19 protein-coding genes are annotated in these 17,733 nt (G+C 74.4%); 11 read left to right on the top strand and 8 right to left on the bottom strand.

Going from position 1 to position 17,733, the window contains the following annotated elements:
- Positions 1 to 190: 190 nt before the first annotated feature.
- Positions 191 to 1,813, bottom strand: coding sequence for a malate synthase A (gene aceB, locus AB0E19_RS19755; protein WP_362181436.1), 1,623 nt, complete (start codon positions 1,811 to 1,813; stop codon positions 191 to 193).
- 252 nt (positions 1,814 to 2,065) lie between these two features.
- The gene (locus tag AB0E19_RS19760) at positions 2,066 to 2,689 is read right to left on the bottom strand and encodes a nucleotidyltransferase family protein (RefSeq protein ID WP_362181439.1); all 624 of its coding nucleotides are present in this window, start codon (positions 2,687 to 2,689) and stop codon (positions 2,066 to 2,068) included.
- A 180-nt stretch (positions 2,690 to 2,869) separates the two neighbouring features.
- Between AB0E19_RS19760 and AB0E19_RS19765 the strand changes: the two genes are divergently transcribed.
- Complete coding sequence (locus AB0E19_RS19765; RefSeq protein ID WP_362181442.1) at positions 2,870 to 3,181, top strand: DUF5955 family protein; 312 nt, start codon at positions 2,870 to 2,872, stop codon at positions 3,179 to 3,181.
- Between the two features lie 41 nt (positions 3,182 to 3,222).
- Here AB0E19_RS19765 and AB0E19_RS19770 read toward each other — a convergent pair whose 3' ends face one another.
- Both AB0E19_RS19770 and AB0E19_RS19775 read right to left on the bottom strand, forming a co-directional pair.
- Positions 3,223 to 3,849 (bottom strand): response regulator transcription factor, encoded by a 627-nt coding sequence (locus tag AB0E19_RS19770; RefSeq protein WP_360610080.1) that lies wholly within the window; start codon positions 3,847 to 3,849, stop codon positions 3,223 to 3,225.
- Positions 3,846 to 5,042 carry a sensor histidine kinase gene (locus AB0E19_RS19775; RefSeq protein WP_362181447.1) on the bottom strand — a complete coding sequence of 399 codons (1,197 nt, stop codon included), beginning with the start codon at positions 5,040 to 5,042 and terminating at the stop codon, positions 3,846 to 3,848. The genes AB0E19_RS19770 and AB0E19_RS19775 overlap by 4 nt, the downstream gene beginning before the upstream one ends.
- A gap of 113 nt (positions 5,043 to 5,155) precedes the next feature.
- Here AB0E19_RS19775 and AB0E19_RS19780 point away from each other — a divergent pair, with 113 nt between their 5' ends.
- Entirely contained in the window at positions 5,156 to 6,232 is a 1,077-nt protein-coding gene (locus tag AB0E19_RS19780; RefSeq protein WP_362181450.1) for an ABC transporter permease, read from the top strand.
- A complete protein-coding gene (locus AB0E19_RS19785) occupies positions 6,229 to 6,909 on the top strand; it encodes an ABC transporter ATP-binding protein (protein WP_362181453.1) in 681 nt (226 codons plus the stop codon). Before AB0E19_RS19780 ends, AB0E19_RS19785 begins: the two co-directional genes overlap by 4 nt.
- A gap of 97 nt (positions 6,910 to 7,006) precedes the next feature.
- Here the strand turns inward: AB0E19_RS19785 and AB0E19_RS19790 are convergent, their stop codons facing one another.
- Positions 7,007 to 7,813: an IclR family transcriptional regulator gene (locus AB0E19_RS19790; protein WP_362181456.1), complete on the bottom strand. Its 807-nt coding sequence runs from the start codon at positions 7,811 to 7,813 to the stop codon at positions 7,007 to 7,009.
- 326 nt (positions 7,814 to 8,139) lie between these two features.
- Between AB0E19_RS19790 and allB the strand changes: the two genes are divergently transcribed.
- Positions 8,140 to 9,477 carry an allantoinase AllB gene (gene allB / locus AB0E19_RS19795; RefSeq protein WP_362181459.1) on the top strand — a complete coding sequence of 446 codons (1,338 nt, stop codon included), beginning with the start codon at positions 8,140 to 8,142 and terminating at the stop codon, positions 9,475 to 9,477.
- 3 nt (positions 9,478 to 9,480) lie between these two features.
- Positions 9,481 to 10,596: an allantoicase gene (gene alc / locus AB0E19_RS19800; protein ID WP_362181462.1), complete on the top strand. Its 1,116-nt coding sequence runs from the start codon at positions 9,481 to 9,483 to the stop codon at positions 10,594 to 10,596.
- Positions 10,597 to 11,075: 479 nt separating this feature from the next.
- Here the strand turns inward: alc and AB0E19_RS19805 are convergent, their stop codons facing one another.
- Positions 11,076 to 11,822, bottom strand: coding sequence for an SDR family oxidoreductase (locus AB0E19_RS19805; protein WP_360610073.1), 747 nt, complete (start codon positions 11,820 to 11,822; stop codon positions 11,076 to 11,078).
- Between the two features lie 181 nt (positions 11,823 to 12,003).
- Between AB0E19_RS19805 and AB0E19_RS19810 the strand changes: the two genes are divergently transcribed.
- From AB0E19_RS19810 to AB0E19_RS19820, 3 genes are all read left to right on the top strand, one after another.
- A complete protein-coding gene (locus AB0E19_RS19810) occupies positions 12,004 to 12,615 on the top strand; it encodes a dihydrofolate reductase family protein (RefSeq protein ID WP_362181467.1) in 612 nt (203 codons plus the stop codon).
- 116 nt (positions 12,616 to 12,731) lie between these two features.
- The gene (locus AB0E19_RS19815; protein ID WP_362181469.1) at positions 12,732 to 13,670 is read left to right on the top strand and encodes a DMT family transporter; all 939 of its coding nucleotides are present in this window, start codon (positions 12,732 to 12,734) and stop codon (positions 13,668 to 13,670) included.
- Between the two features lie 9 nt (positions 13,671 to 13,679).
- Positions 13,680 to 14,021: a hypothetical protein gene (locus AB0E19_RS19820; protein WP_362181472.1), complete on the top strand. Its 342-nt coding sequence runs from the start codon at positions 13,680 to 13,682 to the stop codon at positions 14,019 to 14,021.
- 1 nt (position 14,022) lies between these two features.
- Here the strand turns inward: AB0E19_RS19820 and AB0E19_RS19825 are convergent, their stop codons facing one another.
- Positions 14,023 to 14,247, bottom strand: a complete 225-nt coding sequence (locus AB0E19_RS19825) for a hypothetical protein (protein ID WP_362181475.1) — start codon at positions 14,245 to 14,247, stop codon at positions 14,023 to 14,025.
- Positions 14,248 to 14,391: 144 nt separating this feature from the next.
- Here AB0E19_RS19825 and AB0E19_RS19830 point away from each other — a divergent pair, with 144 nt between their 5' ends.
- Genes AB0E19_RS19830 through AB0E19_RS19840 form a run of 3 tightly spaced genes read left to right on the top strand, consistent with a single transcriptional unit; the run spans position 14,392 to position 16,716 of the window.
- The gene (locus AB0E19_RS19830) at positions 14,392 to 15,606 is read left to right on the top strand and encodes a sensor histidine kinase (protein WP_362181478.1); all 1,215 of its coding nucleotides are present in this window, start codon (positions 14,392 to 14,394) and stop codon (positions 15,604 to 15,606) included.
- A complete protein-coding gene (locus tag AB0E19_RS19835; RefSeq protein ID WP_362181482.1) occupies positions 15,594 to 16,289 on the top strand; it encodes a response regulator transcription factor in 696 nt (231 codons plus the stop codon). The genes AB0E19_RS19830 and AB0E19_RS19835 overlap by 13 nt, the downstream gene beginning before the upstream one ends.
- 10 nt (positions 16,290 to 16,299) lie before the next feature.
- Entirely contained in the window at positions 16,300 to 16,716 is a 417-nt protein-coding gene (locus tag AB0E19_RS19840) for a PaaI family thioesterase (RefSeq protein ID WP_362181485.1), read from the top strand.
- On the opposite strand, the gene AB0E19_RS19845 is transcribed toward AB0E19_RS19840, so the two are convergent.
- A complete protein-coding gene (locus AB0E19_RS19845) occupies positions 16,713 to 17,705 on the bottom strand; it encodes a Gfo/Idh/MocA family oxidoreductase (RefSeq protein ID WP_362181488.1) in 993 nt (330 codons plus the stop codon). The two genes, AB0E19_RS19840 and AB0E19_RS19845, sit on opposite strands and share 4 nt — an antisense overlap.
- Positions 17,706 to 17,733 lie beyond the last annotated feature (28 nt).

A 17,733-nucleotide genomic window follows, 5' to 3' on the forward strand; every position in this document is an offset into this window, starting at 1 on the left:
CCTGCGGTACGCAGTGACGTGGGGGACAGCCGCCGGCCGGTGGCATGGCGGAATCTCGCACGCGTCGGCTTATTACCGCTAGGTAGCTGCATATCTCGGTTGCGTCACTTCCCCTGTGACACGACAGGGCCCGGGCCCCGGAGCTGTGCGTTCGCCGGGGGCCGGGCCCTGTACGGGGGTGTGTCGGAGCTCAGCCGACGAGCTGCTCGTACGCGGGGAGGGTGAGGAAGTCCGCGTAGTCCGCGTCGAGGGAGACGTGGAGGAGGAGGTCGTGCGCCTGCTGCCACTTGCCGGCCGCGAAGGCCTCCTCGCCGATCTCGGCGCGGATGGCGGCCAGCTCCTCGGCGGCGACCTTGCGGGCCAGCTCCGGGGTGGCGGTCTCGCCGTTCTCGAAGACCACGCCCGCGTTGATCCACTGCCAGATCTGCGAGCGGGAGATCTCGGCGGTGGCCGCGTCCTCCATCAGGTTGAAGATGGCGACGGCGCCGAGGCCGCGCAGCCACGCCTCGATGTAGCGGATGCCGACCTGGGCCGCGTTGCGCAGGCCCTCGTAGGTGGGCTTGGCGTCGAGCGAGTCGATGGCGATGAGGTCGCCGGGCGCCACGGAGACGTCCTCGCGCAGGCGGTCCTTCTGGTTGGGCTTGTCGCCGAGGACGGCGTCGAAGGAGGCCATGGCGATCGGGACGAGGTCGGGGTGGGCGACCCAGGAGCCGTCGAAGCCGTCGCCGGCCTCGCGGTCCTTGTCGGCCTTGACCTTCTCGAAGGCGACCTTGTTGACCTCGGCGTCCTTGCGGGACGGGATGAAGGCCGCCATGCCGCCGATCGCGTGCGCGCCGCGCTTGTGGCAGGTGCGGACGAGGAGTTCGGTGTACGCGCGCATGAACGGGGCCGTCATCGTGACCGCGTTGCGGTCCGGGAGGACGAACTTCTGCCCGCCGTCACGGAAGTTCTTGACGATGGAGAAGAGGTAGTCCCAGCGGCCCGCGTTGAGGCCGGCGGCGTGGTCGCGGAGCTCGTAGAGGATCTCCTCCATCTCGTACGCGGCCGTGATCGTCTCGATGAGGACGGTGGCGCGGACGGTGCCCTGCGGGATGCCGACGTAGTCCTGGGCGAAGACGAAGATGTCGTTCCAGAGGCGGGCCTCCAGGTGCGACTCGGTCTTCGGCAGGTAGAAGTACGGGCCCTTGCCGAGGTCGATCAGGCGCTGCGCGTTGTGGAAGAAGTACAGACCGAAGTCGACGAGCGCGCCGGGCACCGGGCGTCCCTCGAAGGCGAGATGACGCTCCTCCAGGTGCCAGCCGCGCGGCCGCATGACGACGGTGGCGAGCTCCTCGGCGGGCTTGAGGGCGTAGGACTTGCCGGTGCGGGCGTCGGTGAAGTCGATGTTCCGGGTGTAGGCGTCGATCAGGTTGACCTGGCCGAGGACCACGTTCTCCCAGGTGGGGGCGGAGGCGTCCTCGAAGTCCGCGAGCCACACCTTCGCGCCGGAGTTCAGCGCGTTGATCGTCATCTTCCGGTCGGTCGGACCGGTGATCTCGACGCGGCGGTCGTTCAGGGCCGCCGGGGCCGGCGCGACCTTCCAGGAGTCGTCGGCGCGGATCGCCGCGGTCTCCGGCAGGAAGTCGAGGGTGGAGGTGCGGGCGATCTCGGCGCGGCGCTCGGCGCGGCGGGCGAGCAGCTGGTCGCGGCGCGGGGTGAAGCGGCGGTGGAGCTCGGCGACGAAGGCGAGGGCCGCCTCCGTCAGCACCTCCTCCTGGCGCGGCAGGGGCTCGGCGTCGACGACGACCAGGGGGGACGGCGCTGGTGCGGACATGAACTGTCACTTCCTTCAGCGGACTACGGGCGGTGCCTGGCGGCCGCCGGGCGTCACGGACGGCACGGAGTGCCGCGATGCCGAGATACGGCCGCGAGCGCCCTCACAAGGGATGAGGCGCTTCTAAGCAGTGGATATTAGTTTCCTCATGGTGGAAGTTCAATCGTTTGTTGATGTCGAGATTCTTCGGGTCGACAGATCATGGCTCCGGGTGCCAGCCCCCTTACTCCAGGTGCCCGCCCGGGGCCCTCCTCACCCGTCGAGCCGGTACAGATCCGCCTCCGTGTCGATGTCGAAGGGCTCCGCCACGTCCGCGCACTCCACCAGCGCGACCGCCTCCCGGTGCGCCGCCAGATACTCCCGCGCGCCCCGGTCGCCCACGGCGCCCGCCGCGATCCCGGCCCACCGGTCCGCGCCGAACAGCACCGGATGCCCCCGCTTCCCGTCGTACGAGGCCGCCGCCAGCGCGTCCCGCGCCCCGTACGCCCGCACCCGTGCCACCGCCGCCGCGCCGATCCCCGGCTGGTCCACCAGCGACACCAGCGCCGCGTCCGCCCCGCGCGGATCCGCCGCCAGCGAGGCGAGCCCCACCCGCAGCGAGGAACCCATCCCCTCCGCCCACTCCGGGTTCTCCACCACCACGCAACCCGGCAGCTCGGCTCGTTCCCGTACGAGCTCCGCCGAGGCGCCGAGCACCACGTGCACCACCGGGCAGCCGCCCTCGCGCAGCACCCGCACCGCGTTCTCGACCAGCGGCCGGCCCCGGTACGGCAGCAGCGCCTTCGGCCGCCCGCCGAGCCGGCGGCCACCTCCGGCGGCGAGGAGCAGCCCGGCGACGAGAGGTGCTCCGAGGGTCTCGGGAGTCAGGGGATCCATGTGCGTCATGGAGGACTGCATACCGCATGACACGGAATGACACGGTCGCATGAATGCGCGGCACTGCCTCTTCCCCGCCGGGCGGCCGGGGAGTTAACTGTCCGCACTCCGGGCGCCCGACCGCCGTCCCGGGGTACCTGGACGGACGACTCGGCGTGGGGGGAGACCGTGTTGCGGAGCGTGGGGCAGAGGCGAGTGACCGGCGAGGCAGTGGACCCGAGGGTGGCCGGACTGAGGTCCGCCGTGTCCCGGCTCCGGCGGGAACTGGCCGGACACCGGGTGGACTTCGCCGACCGCGAGATCGCCGAGGACGAACTCGCCGCGCTCGACGCCATGGCCGTCAGCGGCGCCCCCGAGGTGTGGCGGCTGCGCCGCAGCCTGCTCCTCGTCGCCGGTTCGCTCGGCTCCGTCAGCGCCCTCTCCGAGGCGCTCACCGGCGTCCGCAACGCCGTCGAGCTCTTCGGCCCGCCCGGCCCGCCGTCCCCGCGCTGACCGGCGCACACGCGGCGGGGGCACGCGGCGGGGGGCATGCGCTACCGCCGGATCAGCCGCCGCTCACGGGCCACCGCCACCGCCGCCGTCCGCGAGTCCACGCCCAGCTTGGCGAAGACGTGCACCAGATGGGACTTCACCGTGGCCTGGCTGAGGAACAGCACCTTGCTGATCTGCTGGTTGGACAGCCCCTCGCCGACGAGCTGGAGCACCTCCAGCTCCCGCTTGGTCAGCGCCTCCGCCGGCGTCCGCATCCGGTCCATCAGCCGGTGCGCCACCGCCGGGGCGAGTGCCGACTGGCCGGCCGCCGCCGTCCGCACCGCCGCCGCCAGCTCCTCCGGCGGCGCGTCCTTGAGGAGATAGCCCGAGGCCCCGGCCTCCACCGCCGCCAGGATGTCCGCGTCCGTGTCGTACGTCGTCAGCACCAGCACCCGCGGCCCGTCCGGCACGGCGGTGATCGCCGCCGTCGCCTCCGAGCCGTGCATCCCCGCGCCGAACTGGAGGTCCATCAGGACCACGTCCACGCCCCCGGCCGCCGCGAGCTCCACCGCCCGCTCGGCCGTCGCCGCCTCGCCGACCACCGTGAAGCCCGGCTCGGTGTCGAGCACCGCGCGCAACCCCGCCCGGACCACCGGATGGTCGTCGGCGAGGAGAAGTCGGATCGTCATACGGCGGCTCCTGCGGGGAGGGGGAGGGGCAGCGGGAGGGAGACGGCGACGGCGGTGCCCTGGCCGGGCGCCGACTCGACGGTGAACGAGCCGCCCAGCGACTCCGCCCGCGAGCGCATCGCCGGAAGCCCGAAACCGCCGTCCGAGGACGGGCGCACGGAGGCCGGGTCGAAGCCCCGGCCGTCGTCGACGACGTCCAGGGTCACCGACGCGTCCATGAACGACAGGGTGATCTCCGCCCGGGAGGCCGCGGCGTGCCGCACCGTGTTCCCCAGCGCCGACTGCGCGATCCGCAGCAGCGCCACCTCGTACGGCGTCGGCAGCTCCACCGGCGTCCCGCTCACCGAGAACCGCACCCGCGGCCCCGCGCCCGGCTCGCACAGCCGCTCCAGGGCCGCCGCCAGCGAACCGTGCTCCAGATCCGGCGGCGTCAGCGCCCGCACGAAACGGCGCGCCTCCGCGAGGTTCTCCTGCGCCGCCCGCCGCGCCCGGTCGATGTGCCCGGCCGCCGGCGAATCCTCCGGCAGCGCCCGCTCCGCCGCCCGCAGCAGCAGCTGGATCGACGACAGCCCCTGCGCCAGCGTGTCGTGGATCTCCCGGGCCAGCCGCTCCCGCTCGGCCAGCGTCCCCGCGTGCCGCTCCGCCGCCGCCAGCTCCGCCCGGGTCGTGATCAGCTCCTCGATCAGCCGCTGCCGCCGCTCGCTCTCCCGGTACAGCGCCTGATAGCCGAGCACCGTCGCCACGGCGACGGCGGCACCGAGCAGCGGCCCGATGAAGACCCCCGGGTTCAGAGCGGCGCCGTGGCCCACGTACGAGAGGATCGCCGCGCCCGCCGTCAGCGCCACCGCCGGCAGCGACCAGCGGGCCGGCAGCAGGTGCAGCTGGAGGAAGTACAGCGGGAAGGCCAGCCACAGGGCCTCCGGCGTCGTCCACAGCAGCGCCAGCCAGGACAGCGCGAGCACCGCCAGCCAGCCGGCCGCAGCCCGCTGCGAGCGCCGCACGGAGGGGAGCCAGGCCCCGGCCGCGTACACGGCGCCCATGACGGCCGCGAGGACCGTGCCCGCCGTGGAGCGGTCGCGCACCGCGGCGAGGACGAGCAGCCCCGCCATCAGCAGGTGCAGGCAGAGCCGGAGGGCGCGGAGGACGGGGGTGAGGCTTCGCCGGGCGGGTGGGAGGGAGCAGAGGGGTTCCATGACCCCACCAGCGTAGGCAGGGGTGGGGCCCGCGGGGGTCAACCAAAAGTTTGAAGGGGGAGCCATCCGTGGCGCGATGCCCGCGGCCGGGCGCGGGCACCAGGCTGGGTCCCATGTTCGTGGCATGGAGAGACCTGAGATTCGCCAAGGGGCGGTTCGCCCTCATGGGCACGGTGATCGTGCTGATCACCCTGCTCGTGGGGCTGCTGTCCGGGCTCACGGCCGGGCTCGCGCGGGAGAACGTCTCCGCGATCACCGGCCTGCCCGCCGACCGCGTGGCCTTCGCCGCCCCACCCGCCGGGCAGTCCGTCTCCTTCACCAACTCGACGGTGACGGAGGAGCAGTGGACCGGGTGGGCGGAGCGGCCCGGCGTCACGGCGGCGGCACCGCTCGGCATCCGCACCCTCAACGCGGTCGCGGGCGAGCGGACGGCCGCCGTCTCCGCCTTCGGCACGCGGCCGGGCGACGGTCTCGCCCCCGCCGCCGTGGCGCCCGGCGAGGCCGTCCTCTCCGCGTCGGCGGCCGAGGAACTGGACGCGCGGACCGGGGACACGGTCCGGCTCGGCCCGCTGGAGGCCCGCGTCTCGGCGATCGCCGGGGACGCCTCGTACAGCCACACGCCCGTCGTGTGGACCGCCTTCGGCGACTGGCAGGAGCTCGGGCAGAGCGGCGCGGCGGCGGGCGACCAGGCGACGGTGATCGTGCTGCGCGGCGACGGCGCCGACTGGGCGGCCGGTGACGCGGCGGCCGGCACGGAGGCGCGGACCGTCGACGGCGCGCTCACCGCCATAGGGTCCTACCAGGCCGAGAACGGCTCCCTCCAGCTCATGCGCGGCTTCCTCTTCGCGATCTCCGCGCTGGTCATAGGGGCCTTCTTCACGGTGTGGACGATCCAGCGGAGCGGCGACGTCGCCGTCCTGAAGGCGCTCGGCGCCTCCACCCCGTACCTGCTGCGCGACGCGCTCGGCCAGGCGGTGCTGATGCTGGTGGCGGGCACGCTGCTCGGCACGGCGCTCGCCCTCGGCATCGGCGCGCTGGTCTCCGGCGGCGACGTCCCCTTCGTCCTCGCGCCGCTGACCGTCCTCGGCCCGGCCGGCGTGATCATCGTGCTCGGCGCGATCGGCTCGGCCCTGTCCATCCGGCGGATCACCGCCGTCGACCCCCTCACCGCGCTCGGGAGCGTCCGATGAGCCTCGCACTCGATGCCGTGACCCTGACCTACCCGGACGGCGACGGGCGGCTCACCGCCCTCGACGAGGTCTCCCTCACCGTCCCGGCCGGCCGCCTCACGGCCGTCGTCGGCCCCTCCGGCTCCGGCAAGTCCAGCCTGCTCGCCGTCGCCGCGACCCTCGTCACGCCCGACCGGGGCCGGGTCGTCGTCGCGGGCACGGACACGGCGGGCCTCGACGCGGCCGGGCGGGCGGAGCTGCGCCGCACCTCGATCGGGATCGTCTTCCAGCAGCCGAACCTGCTGCCCTCGCTGACGGCGGCCGAACAGCTCCAGGTCATGGCGCACCTGGCCGGACGCCCGCCGGCCTCGGTACGCGACCGGGCCAGGGAGCTCCTCGACGCGGTCGGCCTCGCGGACCGCGCCGACCGCCGCCCGCACCAGCTCTCCGGCGGTCAGCGCCAGCGCGTCAACATCGCACGGGCGCTGATGAACGAGCCGTCGGTCCTGCTCGTCGACGAACCCACGAGCGCGCTGGACCACGAGCGGGGCGCGGCGATCGTGGCGCTGCTCGCGGATCTGACCCGGGCCCGTGGCACGGCGACGGTCCTGGTGACCCACGACCGGACGCACCTGTCGGCCGCCGACGAACTGACGACGGTCCACGACGGCCGCCTGACGGTCACCACCAGGGCCTGACGCCCGCCCGTGCGGGCATACGCTTCTCCCCCCGGAGGGGTACCCCTCCGGGGGGAGAAACGTGCGCCCACGACGGAACGGGGGGCGCGGCCGGGTGTCAGGCCTGGCCGTTGGCCGCGGTGTTGGCGAGGGCCGTGGAGAGTTCGCGGGCCACCTGCTGGAGGATGGGGACGATCTTCTCCGTCGCCGCCTCGGTGACCCGGCCCGCCGGGCCCGAGATGGAGATCGCCGCCGCCGTGGGCGAGTCGGGGACCGAGACCGCGAGGCAGCGGACCCCTATCTCCTGCTCGTTGTCGTCGACGGCGTACCCCGTCTCCCGCACGTCCGCGAGCGCCGCGAGGAAGCCGTCCGCCGTGGTGATGGTCTTCTCGGTCGCCGCCGGCATGCCGGTGCGCGCGAGCAGCGCGCGTACCTCCTCGTCCGGCGTGTGCGCGAGGAGCGCCTTGCCGACGCCCGTGGAGTGCGGCAGCACCCTCCGCCCGACCTCGGTGAACATCCGCATGGAGTGCTTGGACGGCACCTGCGCGACGTACACGATCTCGTCGCCGTCGAGGAGCGCCATGTTCGCCGTCTCGCCGGTCTCCTCGACGAGCCGCGCCAGGTAGGGCCGGGCCCAGGTGCCGAGGAGGCGGGAGGCGGACTCGCCGAGCCGGATGAGCCGGGGGCCGAGCGCGTACCTCCGGTTCGGCTGCTGGCGGACGTAGCCGCAGGCGACCAGCGTGCGCATCAGGCGGTGGATGGTCGGCAGCGGCAGCCCGCTGCTCGCGGACAGCTCGCTGAGCCCGACCTCGCCCCCCGCGTCGGCCATCCGTTCCAGAAGGTCGAAGGCGCGCTCAAGGGACTGGACGCCCCCGCTCGCGGCGGGTTTGGCGGCGTCGGTGGTGCTGGCGCTGGACGTCGGCACGTCAACGGTCCTTTCGGGGCAGGCGGGCAAGGCAGCAGCCTACCGGGCCGCCGGGCCGGGCACAGTGTGCGGGGCCCGGCGAACCGGCCGGTCAGCGGGGTGTTTGTCCGTTGTCGGCGGCTGCTCGGCGCGGGTCTGGACCACCCCGCCTGTGCGGAGCTACCTTCTACTGTACGAAATATCGATTCCACTTTGTGGAAACATCCAAGCGAGTTCGGCCGGGTGCCGCCCCGGGGGGCCTCCCCTTGACGGCATGTCGTCCCGGCCGCAAACTCCTTCAACAGTTCGTTGAATTTCTGCTTCCCCGAAGCGGAACGGAAAGGGGCATGGTGGACGTCAACCTGGTACTGCGCTCGACTCGGGTGATCACCCCGGAGGGCACACGGCCGGCGGCCATCGCCGTCTCGGACGGAACGATCGCGGCGGTCCTGCCGTACGACGCCGAGGTACCCGCCGGAGCGGTCCTGGAGGACGTCGGCGACGACGTCGTCCTCCCCGGCCTCGTCGACTCGCACGTCCACGTGAACGACCCCGGCCGCACCGAGTGGGAAGGCTTCTGGACCGCCACCCGCGCGGCCGCCGCCGGCGGCATCACCACCATCGTGGACATGCCGCTCAACTCGCTGCCGCCGACCACCACGGTGGAGAACCTGCGCGTCAAGCAGGAGGTCGCCCGCGCCAAGGCGCACGTCGACGTCGGCTTCTGGGGCGGCGCCCTGCCGGACAACGTCAAGGACCTCCGCCCCCTGCACGACGCCGGCGTCTACGGCTTCAAGTGCTTCCTGTCGCCCTCCGGCGTGGACGAGTTCCCCGAGCTCGACCAGGAGCAGCTGGCCCGCTCCCTCGCCGAGATCGCCGGCTTCGACGGGCTGATGATCGTCCACGCCGAGGACCCCCACCACCTCGCCGCCGCCCCGCAGAAGTCCTCGTCCCAGTACGCCGACTTCCTCGCCTCCCGGCCGCGCGACGCCGAGAACACGGCGATCACGAACCTCGTCGACCAGGCCCGCCGGCTCGGCGCCCGCGTCCACGTGCTGCACCTCTCCTCCTCCGACGCGCTGCCGCTCATCGCCGCCGCCAAGGCCGAGGGCGTCAAGGTCAGCGTCGAGTCCTGCCCGCACTTCCTCACCCTGACCGCCGAGGAGATCCCGGACGGGGCCACCGAGTTCAAGTGCTGCCCGCCCATCCGCGAGGCCGTGAACCAGGACGCGCTGTGGCAGGGCCTCGCCGACGGCGTCATCGACTGCATCGTCTCCGACCACTCGCCGTCCACCGCCGACCTCAAGACGCCGGACTTCTCCTCCGCCTGGGGCGGCATCTCCTCCCTCCAGCTCGGCCTGCCCGCGATCTGGACCGAGGCCCGCCGCCGCGGCTTCGACCTCACCGACGTCGTCCGCTGGATGTCCGAGGGCCCCGCCCGCCTCGCCGGCCTCGACCGCAAGGGCGCCATCGAGCCCGGGCGCGACGCCGACTTCGCCGTCCTCGACCCCGACGCCACCTTCACCGTCGACCCGGCCGACCTCCAGCACCGCAACCGCATCACCGCGTACGCCGGCAAGACCCTCCACGGCGTCGTCAAGTCCACCTGGCTCCACGGCCGCAAGATCAACGACGGCGGCACCCTGGCCGAGCCCTCCGGCCGCCTCCTCGAAAGGAACAACTGACCCGTGACCGGCATACCTTCCTTCACCGGCGACGCCAGCCCGTACGGCGGCGGTGACCCGTACGCCGACTACCGCACGGCCGAGTTCCCCTTCACCCAGTACGCGGACCTCGCCGACCGCCGCCTCGGCGCCGGCGTCATCGCCGCCAACGACGAGTTCTTCGCCGAGCGCGAGAACCTCCTCAAGCCCGAGGCCGCCGAGTTCGACCCCGAGCACTTCGGCCACAAGGGCAAGATCATGGACGGCTGGGAGACCCGCCGCCGGCGCGGCGTCTCCGCCGCCGAACCGCACCCCACCGCCGAGGACCACGACTGGGCCCTCGTCCGGCTCGGCGCCCCCGGCGTCATCCGCGGCATCGTCGTCGACACCGCCCACTTCCGCGGCAACTACCCGCAGGCCGTCTCCGTCGAGGCCGCCTCCGTACCCGGCTCGCCCTCGCCCGAGGACCTCCTCGCCGAGGACGTGAAGTGGACGACCCTCGTCCCGCGCACCGCCATCGGCGGCCACGCGGCCAACGGCTTCGCCGTCGACGTCGAGCAGCGCTTCACCCACCTCCGCGTCAACCAGCACCCCGACGGCGGCATCGCCCGCCTCCGCGTGTACGGCGAGGTCGCCCCCGACCCGGCGTGGCTGGACGTCCTCGGCACCTTCGACCTCGCCGCCCTGGAGAACGGCGGCCAGGTCGAGGACGCCTCCGACCGCTTCTACTCGCCGGCCACCAACACCATCCAGCCCGGCCGCTCCCGCAAGATGGACGACGGCTGGGAGACCCGCCGCCGCCGCGACAAGGGCAACGACTGGATCCGCTACTCCCTCGTCGCCGAGTCCGCGATCCGCGCCGTCGAGATCGACACCGCGTACCTCAAGGGCAACAGCGCCGGCTGGGCCGCGCTCTCCGTCGCCGCCGAGGGCTCCGAGGACTGGACCGAGGTGCTGCCCCGGACCCGCCTCCAGCCCGACACCAACCACCGGTTCGTCCTCGACACCCCGGCGGTCGGCTCCCGCGTGCGGATCGACATCTACCCGGACGGCGGCATCTCCCGCCTCCGCCTCTACGGCTCCCTCACCGAGGCGGGCACCGCCCGCCTCACCGCCCGCCACCAGGAGCTCGGCGGCTGACGCAGCCCGTACACGACCCCGGGGGCCGAGCCGGCCGACACCGACCGGCCCCCGGCAGGACCGGGCGGGCACGGCCCCCCTTCCTGGGCTCGGTTCGCCTCCGGGGCGCCGCAGCCGGGCTCGCGACCCCGACCGTGCTCGCCCCGCTCGTTCCTCACGGGCCTGCGCGCGCTCGGGGTCGTTCCCCCGGCGCGCCCCTTCGGCTCACTCGCCGGGCCCATCCCAGACTGGGCGGGCACGACACCCCGCCCGGCCCGCGAGGGCGCACCGGCCCGACAGCACCGGTGCGCCCTCGCGAACCCCTCTTTCAGAGGCTCGGGTCGCCTCCGGGCGCTGTGAGCCGGGCTCGCGACCCCGAGCGTGCTCGGCCCGCTCGTTCCTCATGGGCCTGCGCGCGCTCGGCGTCGTTCCCCCGGCGCGCCCTTCGGCTCGCTCGCCGGCCCGTCACGCCAGGCCCCGCCCGCGGGCAGCGTTCCGCTTCAGGCCGCGTGGCCGCCGTCCACCGAGAGTTCGGTGCCCGTGACGTAGCGGGTCTCCGGGCCCGCCAGGTAGGCGACGGCGGCGGCGATCTCGTCCGGGGTGCCGAAGCGGCCCAGGGCCGTCATGGCCGCCTGCCCCGCCGCGTACGGGCCGTCCGCCGGGTTGAGGTCCGTGTCGACCGGGCCCGGGTGGACGAGGTTCGCGGTGATGCCGCGGGCGCCCAGTTCCCGGGCCAGGGCCCGGTTCAGGCCCACCAGCGCGGACTTGCTCAGGGTGTACAGCGTGCCGCCGGGGCCGGGGACCCGCTGGGTCATGCAGGTGCCGATCGTGATGATGCGGCCGCCGTCCGGCAGGCGTTCCGCCGCCGCCTGGGAGGCGAGGAAGGTCGCGCGGACGTTCACCGCCAGCACCCGGTCCACGTCCGCGAGCGTCAGCTCGGCCAGCGGGCCGAGGACGCCGACGCCGACGTTGTTCACGAGGACGTCCAGGCGGCCGAGGTCGTCCGCCGCCCGGTGCACCGCCCCCGCCGCGTCCCCCGCGTCCGCCGCGTCGGCGCGCAGCGGCAGGGCCCGTCGGCCGGTCGCCTCGATGCGGGCCGCGACCTCCTTCGCCGCCGCCTCGTCCCGTACGTACGTGAAGGCCACGTCCGCGCCCTCCCGGGCGAGCCGGACCGCCGTCGCCGCGCCGATCCCGCGGCTGCCGCCCGTCACCAGCGCCGCCGTCCCGGCCATCCTCGTCGTGGACATCGCTTCCGCCTCCTCGATCCGTCACAACTGGTTGCGGATTCAAGGAAACTCGGTGCGGGGCGCCCTCGCTGGCGGCCATCGGACGCCGTCCTCGCCGCGGCGCGGACCGATGAGTTTCGGATCCGCGCCGGGTCGATACGGATGGGACACGACGTCCCCGCACTCCCGAAAGGCGACCGCCATGGCCACTCTCAGCCTGACCCAGTTCCTCACCCTCGACGGCGTGTACCAGGCCCCCGGCGGCCCCGACGAGGACCGCAGCGGCGGCTTCGCGCACGGCGGCTGGTCCGTGCCCTTCGGCGACGAGACCTTCCTCCGCCGCGTCGAGGAGATCTTCACCCGGCCCACCGCCTTCCTCCTCGGCCGCCGCACCTACGACATCTTCGCCGGGTACTGGCCGAAGCACGACGACCCCGCCGACCCCGTCGCGAGCAAGCTCAACGCCCTGCCCAAGTACGTCGTCACCACCACCCTCGACTCCGCCGGCTGGAACGGCACGACCCTGCTGCGCGGCGACGCCGTCGAGGAGGTCACCGCGCTCAAGGAGCGCCTCGACGGCGAGATCCAGATGCACGGCAGCGGGGGCCTCGCCCGCACCCTCCTCGCCCACGACCTCATCGACACCCTCCACCTGCACGTCTTCCCCGTGGTCCTCGGCACCGGCTTCCGGCTCTTCGCCGAGGGCGCCCGGCCCACCGCCTTCCGGCTCACCGAGTCGGCCGTCACCGGCACGGGCGTCGCCCTCCACACGTACGAGCGCGCCGGCCGCCCCACGTACGGCAGTTACGCCTGAGGAAGGGCGGCAGGGAAAGGTGTAGTCACCACGGGCCGTGCCGGGTACGGTGAGCCTCCCGTGTGCGAGCCGCCGACGTCTCCACCCCTGCACAAGAGTGGGAGACCCGGACCGCCATGGCCGCTCCGTCCGCCCCGGCGCCCGCCGCCGCCGTCCCCTTCGGCGTCCGCCGCCGCGCCTGGCTCACCGACCTGCCGCTGCTGCTCGTCGCCGTCTTCTGGGGCGGCAGCTACCTCGCGGCCAAGGGCATCACCACGAGCCACACCGTCGTCGCCGTCCTCGTGCTGCGCTTCGCGCTCGTCGTGCCCGTCCTCGTCGCCGCCGGGTGGAAGGGGCTACGGGCACTCACCGGCGCGCAGTGGCGGGGCGCCGCGCTCCTCGGGCTGATCCTCGCCGGGATCTTCCTCCTGGAGACGTACGGCGTCGTCCACACCTCCGCCACCAACGCCGGCCTGATCATCAGCCTCACCATGATCTTCACCCCGCTCGCCGAGGCCGCCGTCACCCGGACCGCGCCCTCCCGGGGCTTCCTCGGCGCCGCCGCGCTCTCCGTCGGCGGCGTCGTGCTGCTCACCCAGGGCGCCGGGTTCACCGCGCCCTCCCTCGGCGACCTGCTGATCCTCCTGGCGGCCCTGGCCCGGACCGTGCACGTCCTCGCCATGGCCAGGACGAAGGCCGTGCGGTCGGCGGACTCGCTCTCCCTGACCACCGTGCAGCTCGGCACCGCCGTCCTCGTCTTCGCGGCGCTCTCGGCCGCCGGGGGCGGGACGACCCCCTGGGCCGCCGCGCTCGACTTCGGGCCCCGCGAGTGGGCCGGCCTGGTCTTCCTCTCCGTCTGCTGCACGCTCTTCGCCTTCTTCGTGCAGATGTGGGCCGTCCGCCGCACCTCCGCGTCCCGGGTCAGCCTGCTGCTCGGCACCGAGCCGCTGTGGGCCGCCCTCGCCGGCATCGCCCTGGCCGGCGACCGGCCGGGCGCCCTCGGCCTGGCCGGAGCGGTCCTGGTGCTCGCGGGCACCGCCTGGGGGCGCCGCAGCGCCGACACCGCCGCCCACTAGGTTGTGATCATGCCAACCGCCGACGCCCGTACCCGCCCCGAGTCCCCGCTCCTCGCCCGCGCCCGCCGCTCCCAGGGCCGCGGCCTCCTCCTGCTCGCCGTGGCCGGTCTGCTCTGGGGCTGGTTCGCCGTCCTGCTCGTCACGCCGTACGGCGACGACGGCGAGTGTCCCGCCCTGGTCGCCAGCGAGTACGCGCACGACGACGACTGCGTCGAGAGCCGCGACTGGCCCCTCATGACCCTGCTCCTCGGCGGCTCCGTCCCCTTCGCCGCCCTGGGCGCAGCCGTCTACGCGGGCGCGAGCGCGGAGCGCCGCGTCGCCGAGCACCTGGACGCCGCGCCCCGCGCCTGAGTCAGGCCTTCCGCTCCACCCGGTCCGAGACGATCATCACGACCAGGCCGAGCGCGGCGATCACCAGGTTCGTGAAGACCTCCCGGCCCTCCAGGAACCACACGTTCTCGGTCAGGAAGCGGGTCACGCCCATGAACGAGAACCACCCGTCCGTCAGCTCGCGCACCACCCCGCACACCCCGAACACCGTGAGCAGGAAACCGGCCACCTCAAGGAATCGCTTCATACGGCGATCATGGGCGCGCCCGACGGCCCCCCGCGTCGGCCACCGGTCCACCCCCGTGCGACCGAAGTATCGATCCGCGCGACTTCGGTAGCGGCCGGGCGCCGCGGACCGGTGCGGCGGGCCCCGACTGCGTACATTGCGGATATGACGCGAACGGACCGGCAGCGCTGGCTGCTCCCCTCCCACCTGGTCGAACCGGCCGGGACCGGGGGCGCCCGGCCGCGCCGTACCGTCCGCGACTGGGTCGTGGACATCCTGGTCTTCCTGCTCGCCGCCCTCTTCGGGCTGGTCGCCATCGACACCAGCGCCCGCTACAACAGCGACCCCGTGAACCTCACGGACCAGATCGTCGGCGCCCTCGCCTGCTGCTCGCTCTGGCTGCGCCGCCGGTGGCCGATGGCGCTCGCCGCCGTCCTGGCGGTCGTCGGCGCGCTCGTCCCGGCCGCCGCCGGGGCCATGCTCGCGAGCCTCTTCAGCGTGGCCGTCCGGCGCCCCTTCCGCGACCTCGCCTGGATCGTCGCGCTCGCCCTCGCCGGCGCCGTCGCCACCGTCTTCGTCCGGCCCGACCCCGAGACCGGCCGGCTCCTCGGGATCGTCCTCGGCGTCGCCCTCACCCTCCTCGTCGTCGCCTGGGGCATGCTCGTGCGGGCCCGCCGCCAGCTCGTCGAGGCGCTGCGCGAGCGCGCCGAGCGTGCCGAGTCCGAGGCCGAGCTGCGGGCCGCCCAGGCCCAGCGGCTCGCCCGCGAGGCCATCGCCCGCGAGATGCACGACGTCCTCGCCCACCGGCTCACCCTGCTCAGCGTCCACGCCGGCGCCCTGGAGTTCCGCCCCGACGCCCCGCCCGAGCAGGTCGCCCGCGCCGCCGGTGTCATCCGCGACAGCGCCCACGACGCCCTCCAGGACCTGCGCGAGATCATCGGCGTGCTGCGCGCGCCCGGCGAGGAGAGCGGTGGCGGCGACCGGCCGCAGCCCACCCTCGCCACCCTCGGCGAGCTCGTCGACGAGTCCCGCGCGGCCGGGATGCGCGTCGTCCTCGACTCCACCGTCGACGACCCCGGCGCCGTCCCCGCCGCCACCGGCCGCACCGTCTACCGCATCGCCCAGGAAGCCCTCACCAACGCCCGCAAGCACGCCCCCGGCACCCAGGTCACCGTCACCCTGAGCGGCCGGCCCGGCGACGGGCTCACCGTCGAGGTCCGCAATCCCGCCCCCGCCGGAACCGTCCCGCACGTCCCCGGCTCCGGACAGGGCCTCATCGGCCTCTCCGAGCGGGCCGCCCTCGCCGGCGGCCGGTTCGACCACGGCCCCACCCCCGGCGGCGGCTTCGCCCTCACCGCCTGGCTACCGTGGCCCCCATGACCATCCGGCTGCTCGTCGTCGACGACGACCCCCTGGTCCGCGCGGGCCTCACCCTGATGCTCGGCGGCGCCGAAGGCATCGAGATCGTCGGCGAGGGCTCCGACGGCGCCGAGGTCCCCGACCTCGTCGCCCGGCTCGCCCCCGACGTCGTCCTCATGGACATCCGCATGCCGCACGTCGACGGGCTCACCGCCACCGAACGGCTGCGCGCCCGCCCCGGCGCCCCCGAGGTGATCGTCCTGACCACCTTCCACGCCGACGAGCAGGTGCTGCGCGCCCTGCGGGCCGGCGCCGCCGGCTTCGTCCTCAAGGACACCGCGCCCGCCGAGATCGCCGGCGCCGTCCTCCGCGTCGCCGCCGGCGACCCCGTCCTCTCCCCGGCCGTCACCCGCCAGCTCATGACCCACGTCGCCGGCGCGCCGGAGGCCCGGCCCCGGCGCGACACCGCCGCCGAGCGGCTCGCCGGGCTCGCCGACCGCGAGCGGGAGGTCGCCGTCGCCGTCGGCCGCGGCGCCTCCAACGCCGAGATCGCGGACCGGCTGTACATGAGCGTCCCCACGGTGAAGACGTACGTCTCCCGGCTGCTCGCCAAGCTCGGCCTCAACAACCGGGTCCAGATCGCCCTCCTCGTCCACGACGCCGGTCTCCTCGATCACGAGCCGCCGAAGCGTACCGGCGAGTAGGGTGGCGCGGGTGACCGACAACGCCGCCCTCGCCCTGGCCCGGGACATCCTGCGGGCCCAGCCCTTCAGCCGCCTCGTCGGCGCCGACGTCCGCGCCTTCGGCGACGGCGGCGCCACCCTGGAACTGCCGATCCGCGAGGACCTGCGCCAGCAGAACGGCTACGTCCACGGCGGAGTCCTCTCCTACGCCGCCGACAACGCGATCACCTTCGCCGCCGGCACCGTCCTCGGCGCGTCCGTCCTCACCGCCGGCTACTCCATCGACTACGTCCGCCCCGCCGTCGGCGTCACCCTCCGCGCCCGCGCCGAGGTCCTCCACTCCGGCCGCCGCCAGGCCGTCGTCCGCTGCGAACTCCTCGCCGTCGACGAGCAGGGCGACGAGACCCTCTGCGCCCTCGCCCAGGGCACCGTCCGCACGGTCGGCTAGTCCGCCACCGCCACCGGGCGGTGCTCCCGCCGGGACCGCTCGCAGGCCTCCGCGACCCGCAGCGCGGCCAGCGCCTCGTACCCGTCGCACGGGTTCGGGCCCCCGCCGCGCACCAGGCGCACGAAGGCGTCCAGCTCCGCCTCGTACGCCGGGGCGAAGCGCTCCAGGAAACCGGGCCACGGCTTGGGCGGCGGCGCGGGGGAGTGGGGTTCGAGGGAGGTGAGCGGGGTGCGCTCGTCCACTCCGACCGCCAGCTGGTCGCGGTCGCCCGCCAGCTCCATCCGCACGTCGTACCCGGCGCCGTTGCAGCGGGTCGCCGTCGCCGTCACCAGGGTGCCGTCGTCCAGGGTGAGCAGCGCGGCCGCCGTGTCCACGTCACCGGCCTCGCGGAACATCGCGGGGCCCGCGTCCGCGCCGCGCGCGTACACCTCCACGACCTCCCGGCCGGTCACCCAGCGGACCATGTCGATGTCGTGGATCATGCAGTCCCGGAAGAGGCCGCCGGAGAGCGGCAGATACGCGGCCGGCGGCGGCTCCGGGTCCGAGCTGACCGTCCGCACCGTGTGCAGCCGGCCCAGCCGCCCCGTGCGGACGGCCTCCCGCGCGGCCCGGTACCCCGCGTCGAAGCGGCGCATGAAACCGAGCTGGAGCTCGGTGCCCGCCTCCGCGACCGCCGCGAGCGCGGCCAGCGTGCCCGGCACGTCCAGGGCGATCGGCTTCTCGCAGAAGACCGGCAGACCCGCCCGCGCGGCCCGGGCGATCAGCTCCGCGTGCGCGGCCGTCGCCGAGGCGATCACCACCGCGTCCACGCCGGAGCCGAGCAGCGCCGCCACGTCGGGCACGGCCTCGGCGTCCACGGCCGCGGCCACCGCCCGGGCCCGCGCCGCCTCGGCGTCGGTGACGACCAGCGAGCCGACCTCCGGATGCCGGGCGAGCGCCCCCGCGTGGAAGCTCCCGATCCGGCCCGTACCGATCAGTCCGATGCGCATGGCCCCACCGTGGGCCGCCCCGCCGGGC

Origin of the sequence: Streptomyces sp. NPDC047974 (assembly GCF_040653375.1) — a bacterium.
GTDB lineage: Bacteria > Actinomycetota > Actinomycetes > Streptomycetales > Streptomycetaceae > Streptomyces.

Bases quoted from the DNA above. Each gene is read 5' to 3' on its own strand.
- aceB (WP_362181436.1), bottom strand. From the start codon at position 1,813: ATGTCCGCACCAGCGCCGTCCCCCCTGGTCGTCGTCGACGCCGAGCCC.
- AB0E19_RS19760 (WP_362181439.1), bottom strand. From the start codon at position 2,689: ATGGATCCCCTGACTCCCGAGACCCTCGGAGCACCTCTCGTCGCCGGG.
- AB0E19_RS19770 (WP_360610080.1), bottom strand. From the start codon at position 3,849: ATGACGATCCGACTTCTCCTCGCCGACGACCATCCGGTGGTCCGGGCG.
- AB0E19_RS19775 (WP_362181447.1), bottom strand. From the start codon at position 5,042: ATGGAACCCCTCTGCTCCCTCCCACCCGCCCGGCGAAGCCTCACCCCC.
- AB0E19_RS19780 (WP_362181450.1), top strand. From the start codon at position 5,156: ATGTTCGTGGCATGGAGAGACCTGAGATTCGCCAAGGGGCGGTTCGCC.
- AB0E19_RS19785 (WP_362181453.1), top strand. From the start codon at position 6,229: ATGAGCCTCGCACTCGATGCCGTGACCCTGACCTACCCGGACGGCGAC.
- allB (WP_362181459.1), top strand. From the start codon at position 8,140: ATGGTGGACGTCAACCTGGTACTGCGCTCGACTCGGGTGATCACCCCG.
- AB0E19_RS19805 (WP_360610073.1), bottom strand. From the start codon at position 11,822: ATGTCCACGACGAGGATGGCCGGGACGGCGGCGCTGGTGACGGGCGGC.
- AB0E19_RS19810 (WP_362181467.1), top strand. From the start codon at position 12,004: ATGGCCACTCTCAGCCTGACCCAGTTCCTCACCCTCGACGGCGTGTAC.
- AB0E19_RS19815 (WP_362181469.1), top strand. From the start codon at position 12,732: ATGGCCGCTCCGTCCGCCCCGGCGCCCGCCGCCGCCGTCCCCTTCGGC.
- AB0E19_RS19820 (WP_362181472.1), top strand. From the start codon at position 13,680: ATGCCAACCGCCGACGCCCGTACCCGCCCCGAGTCCCCGCTCCTCGCC.
- AB0E19_RS19825 (WP_362181475.1), bottom strand. From the start codon at position 14,247: ATGAAGCGATTCCTTGAGGTGGCCGGTTTCCTGCTCACGGTGTTCGGG.
- AB0E19_RS19830 (WP_362181478.1), top strand. From the start codon at position 14,392: ATGACGCGAACGGACCGGCAGCGCTGGCTGCTCCCCTCCCACCTGGTC.
- AB0E19_RS19845 (WP_362181488.1), bottom strand. From the start codon at position 17,705: ATGCGCATCGGACTGATCGGTACGGGCCGGATCGGGAGCTTCCACGCG.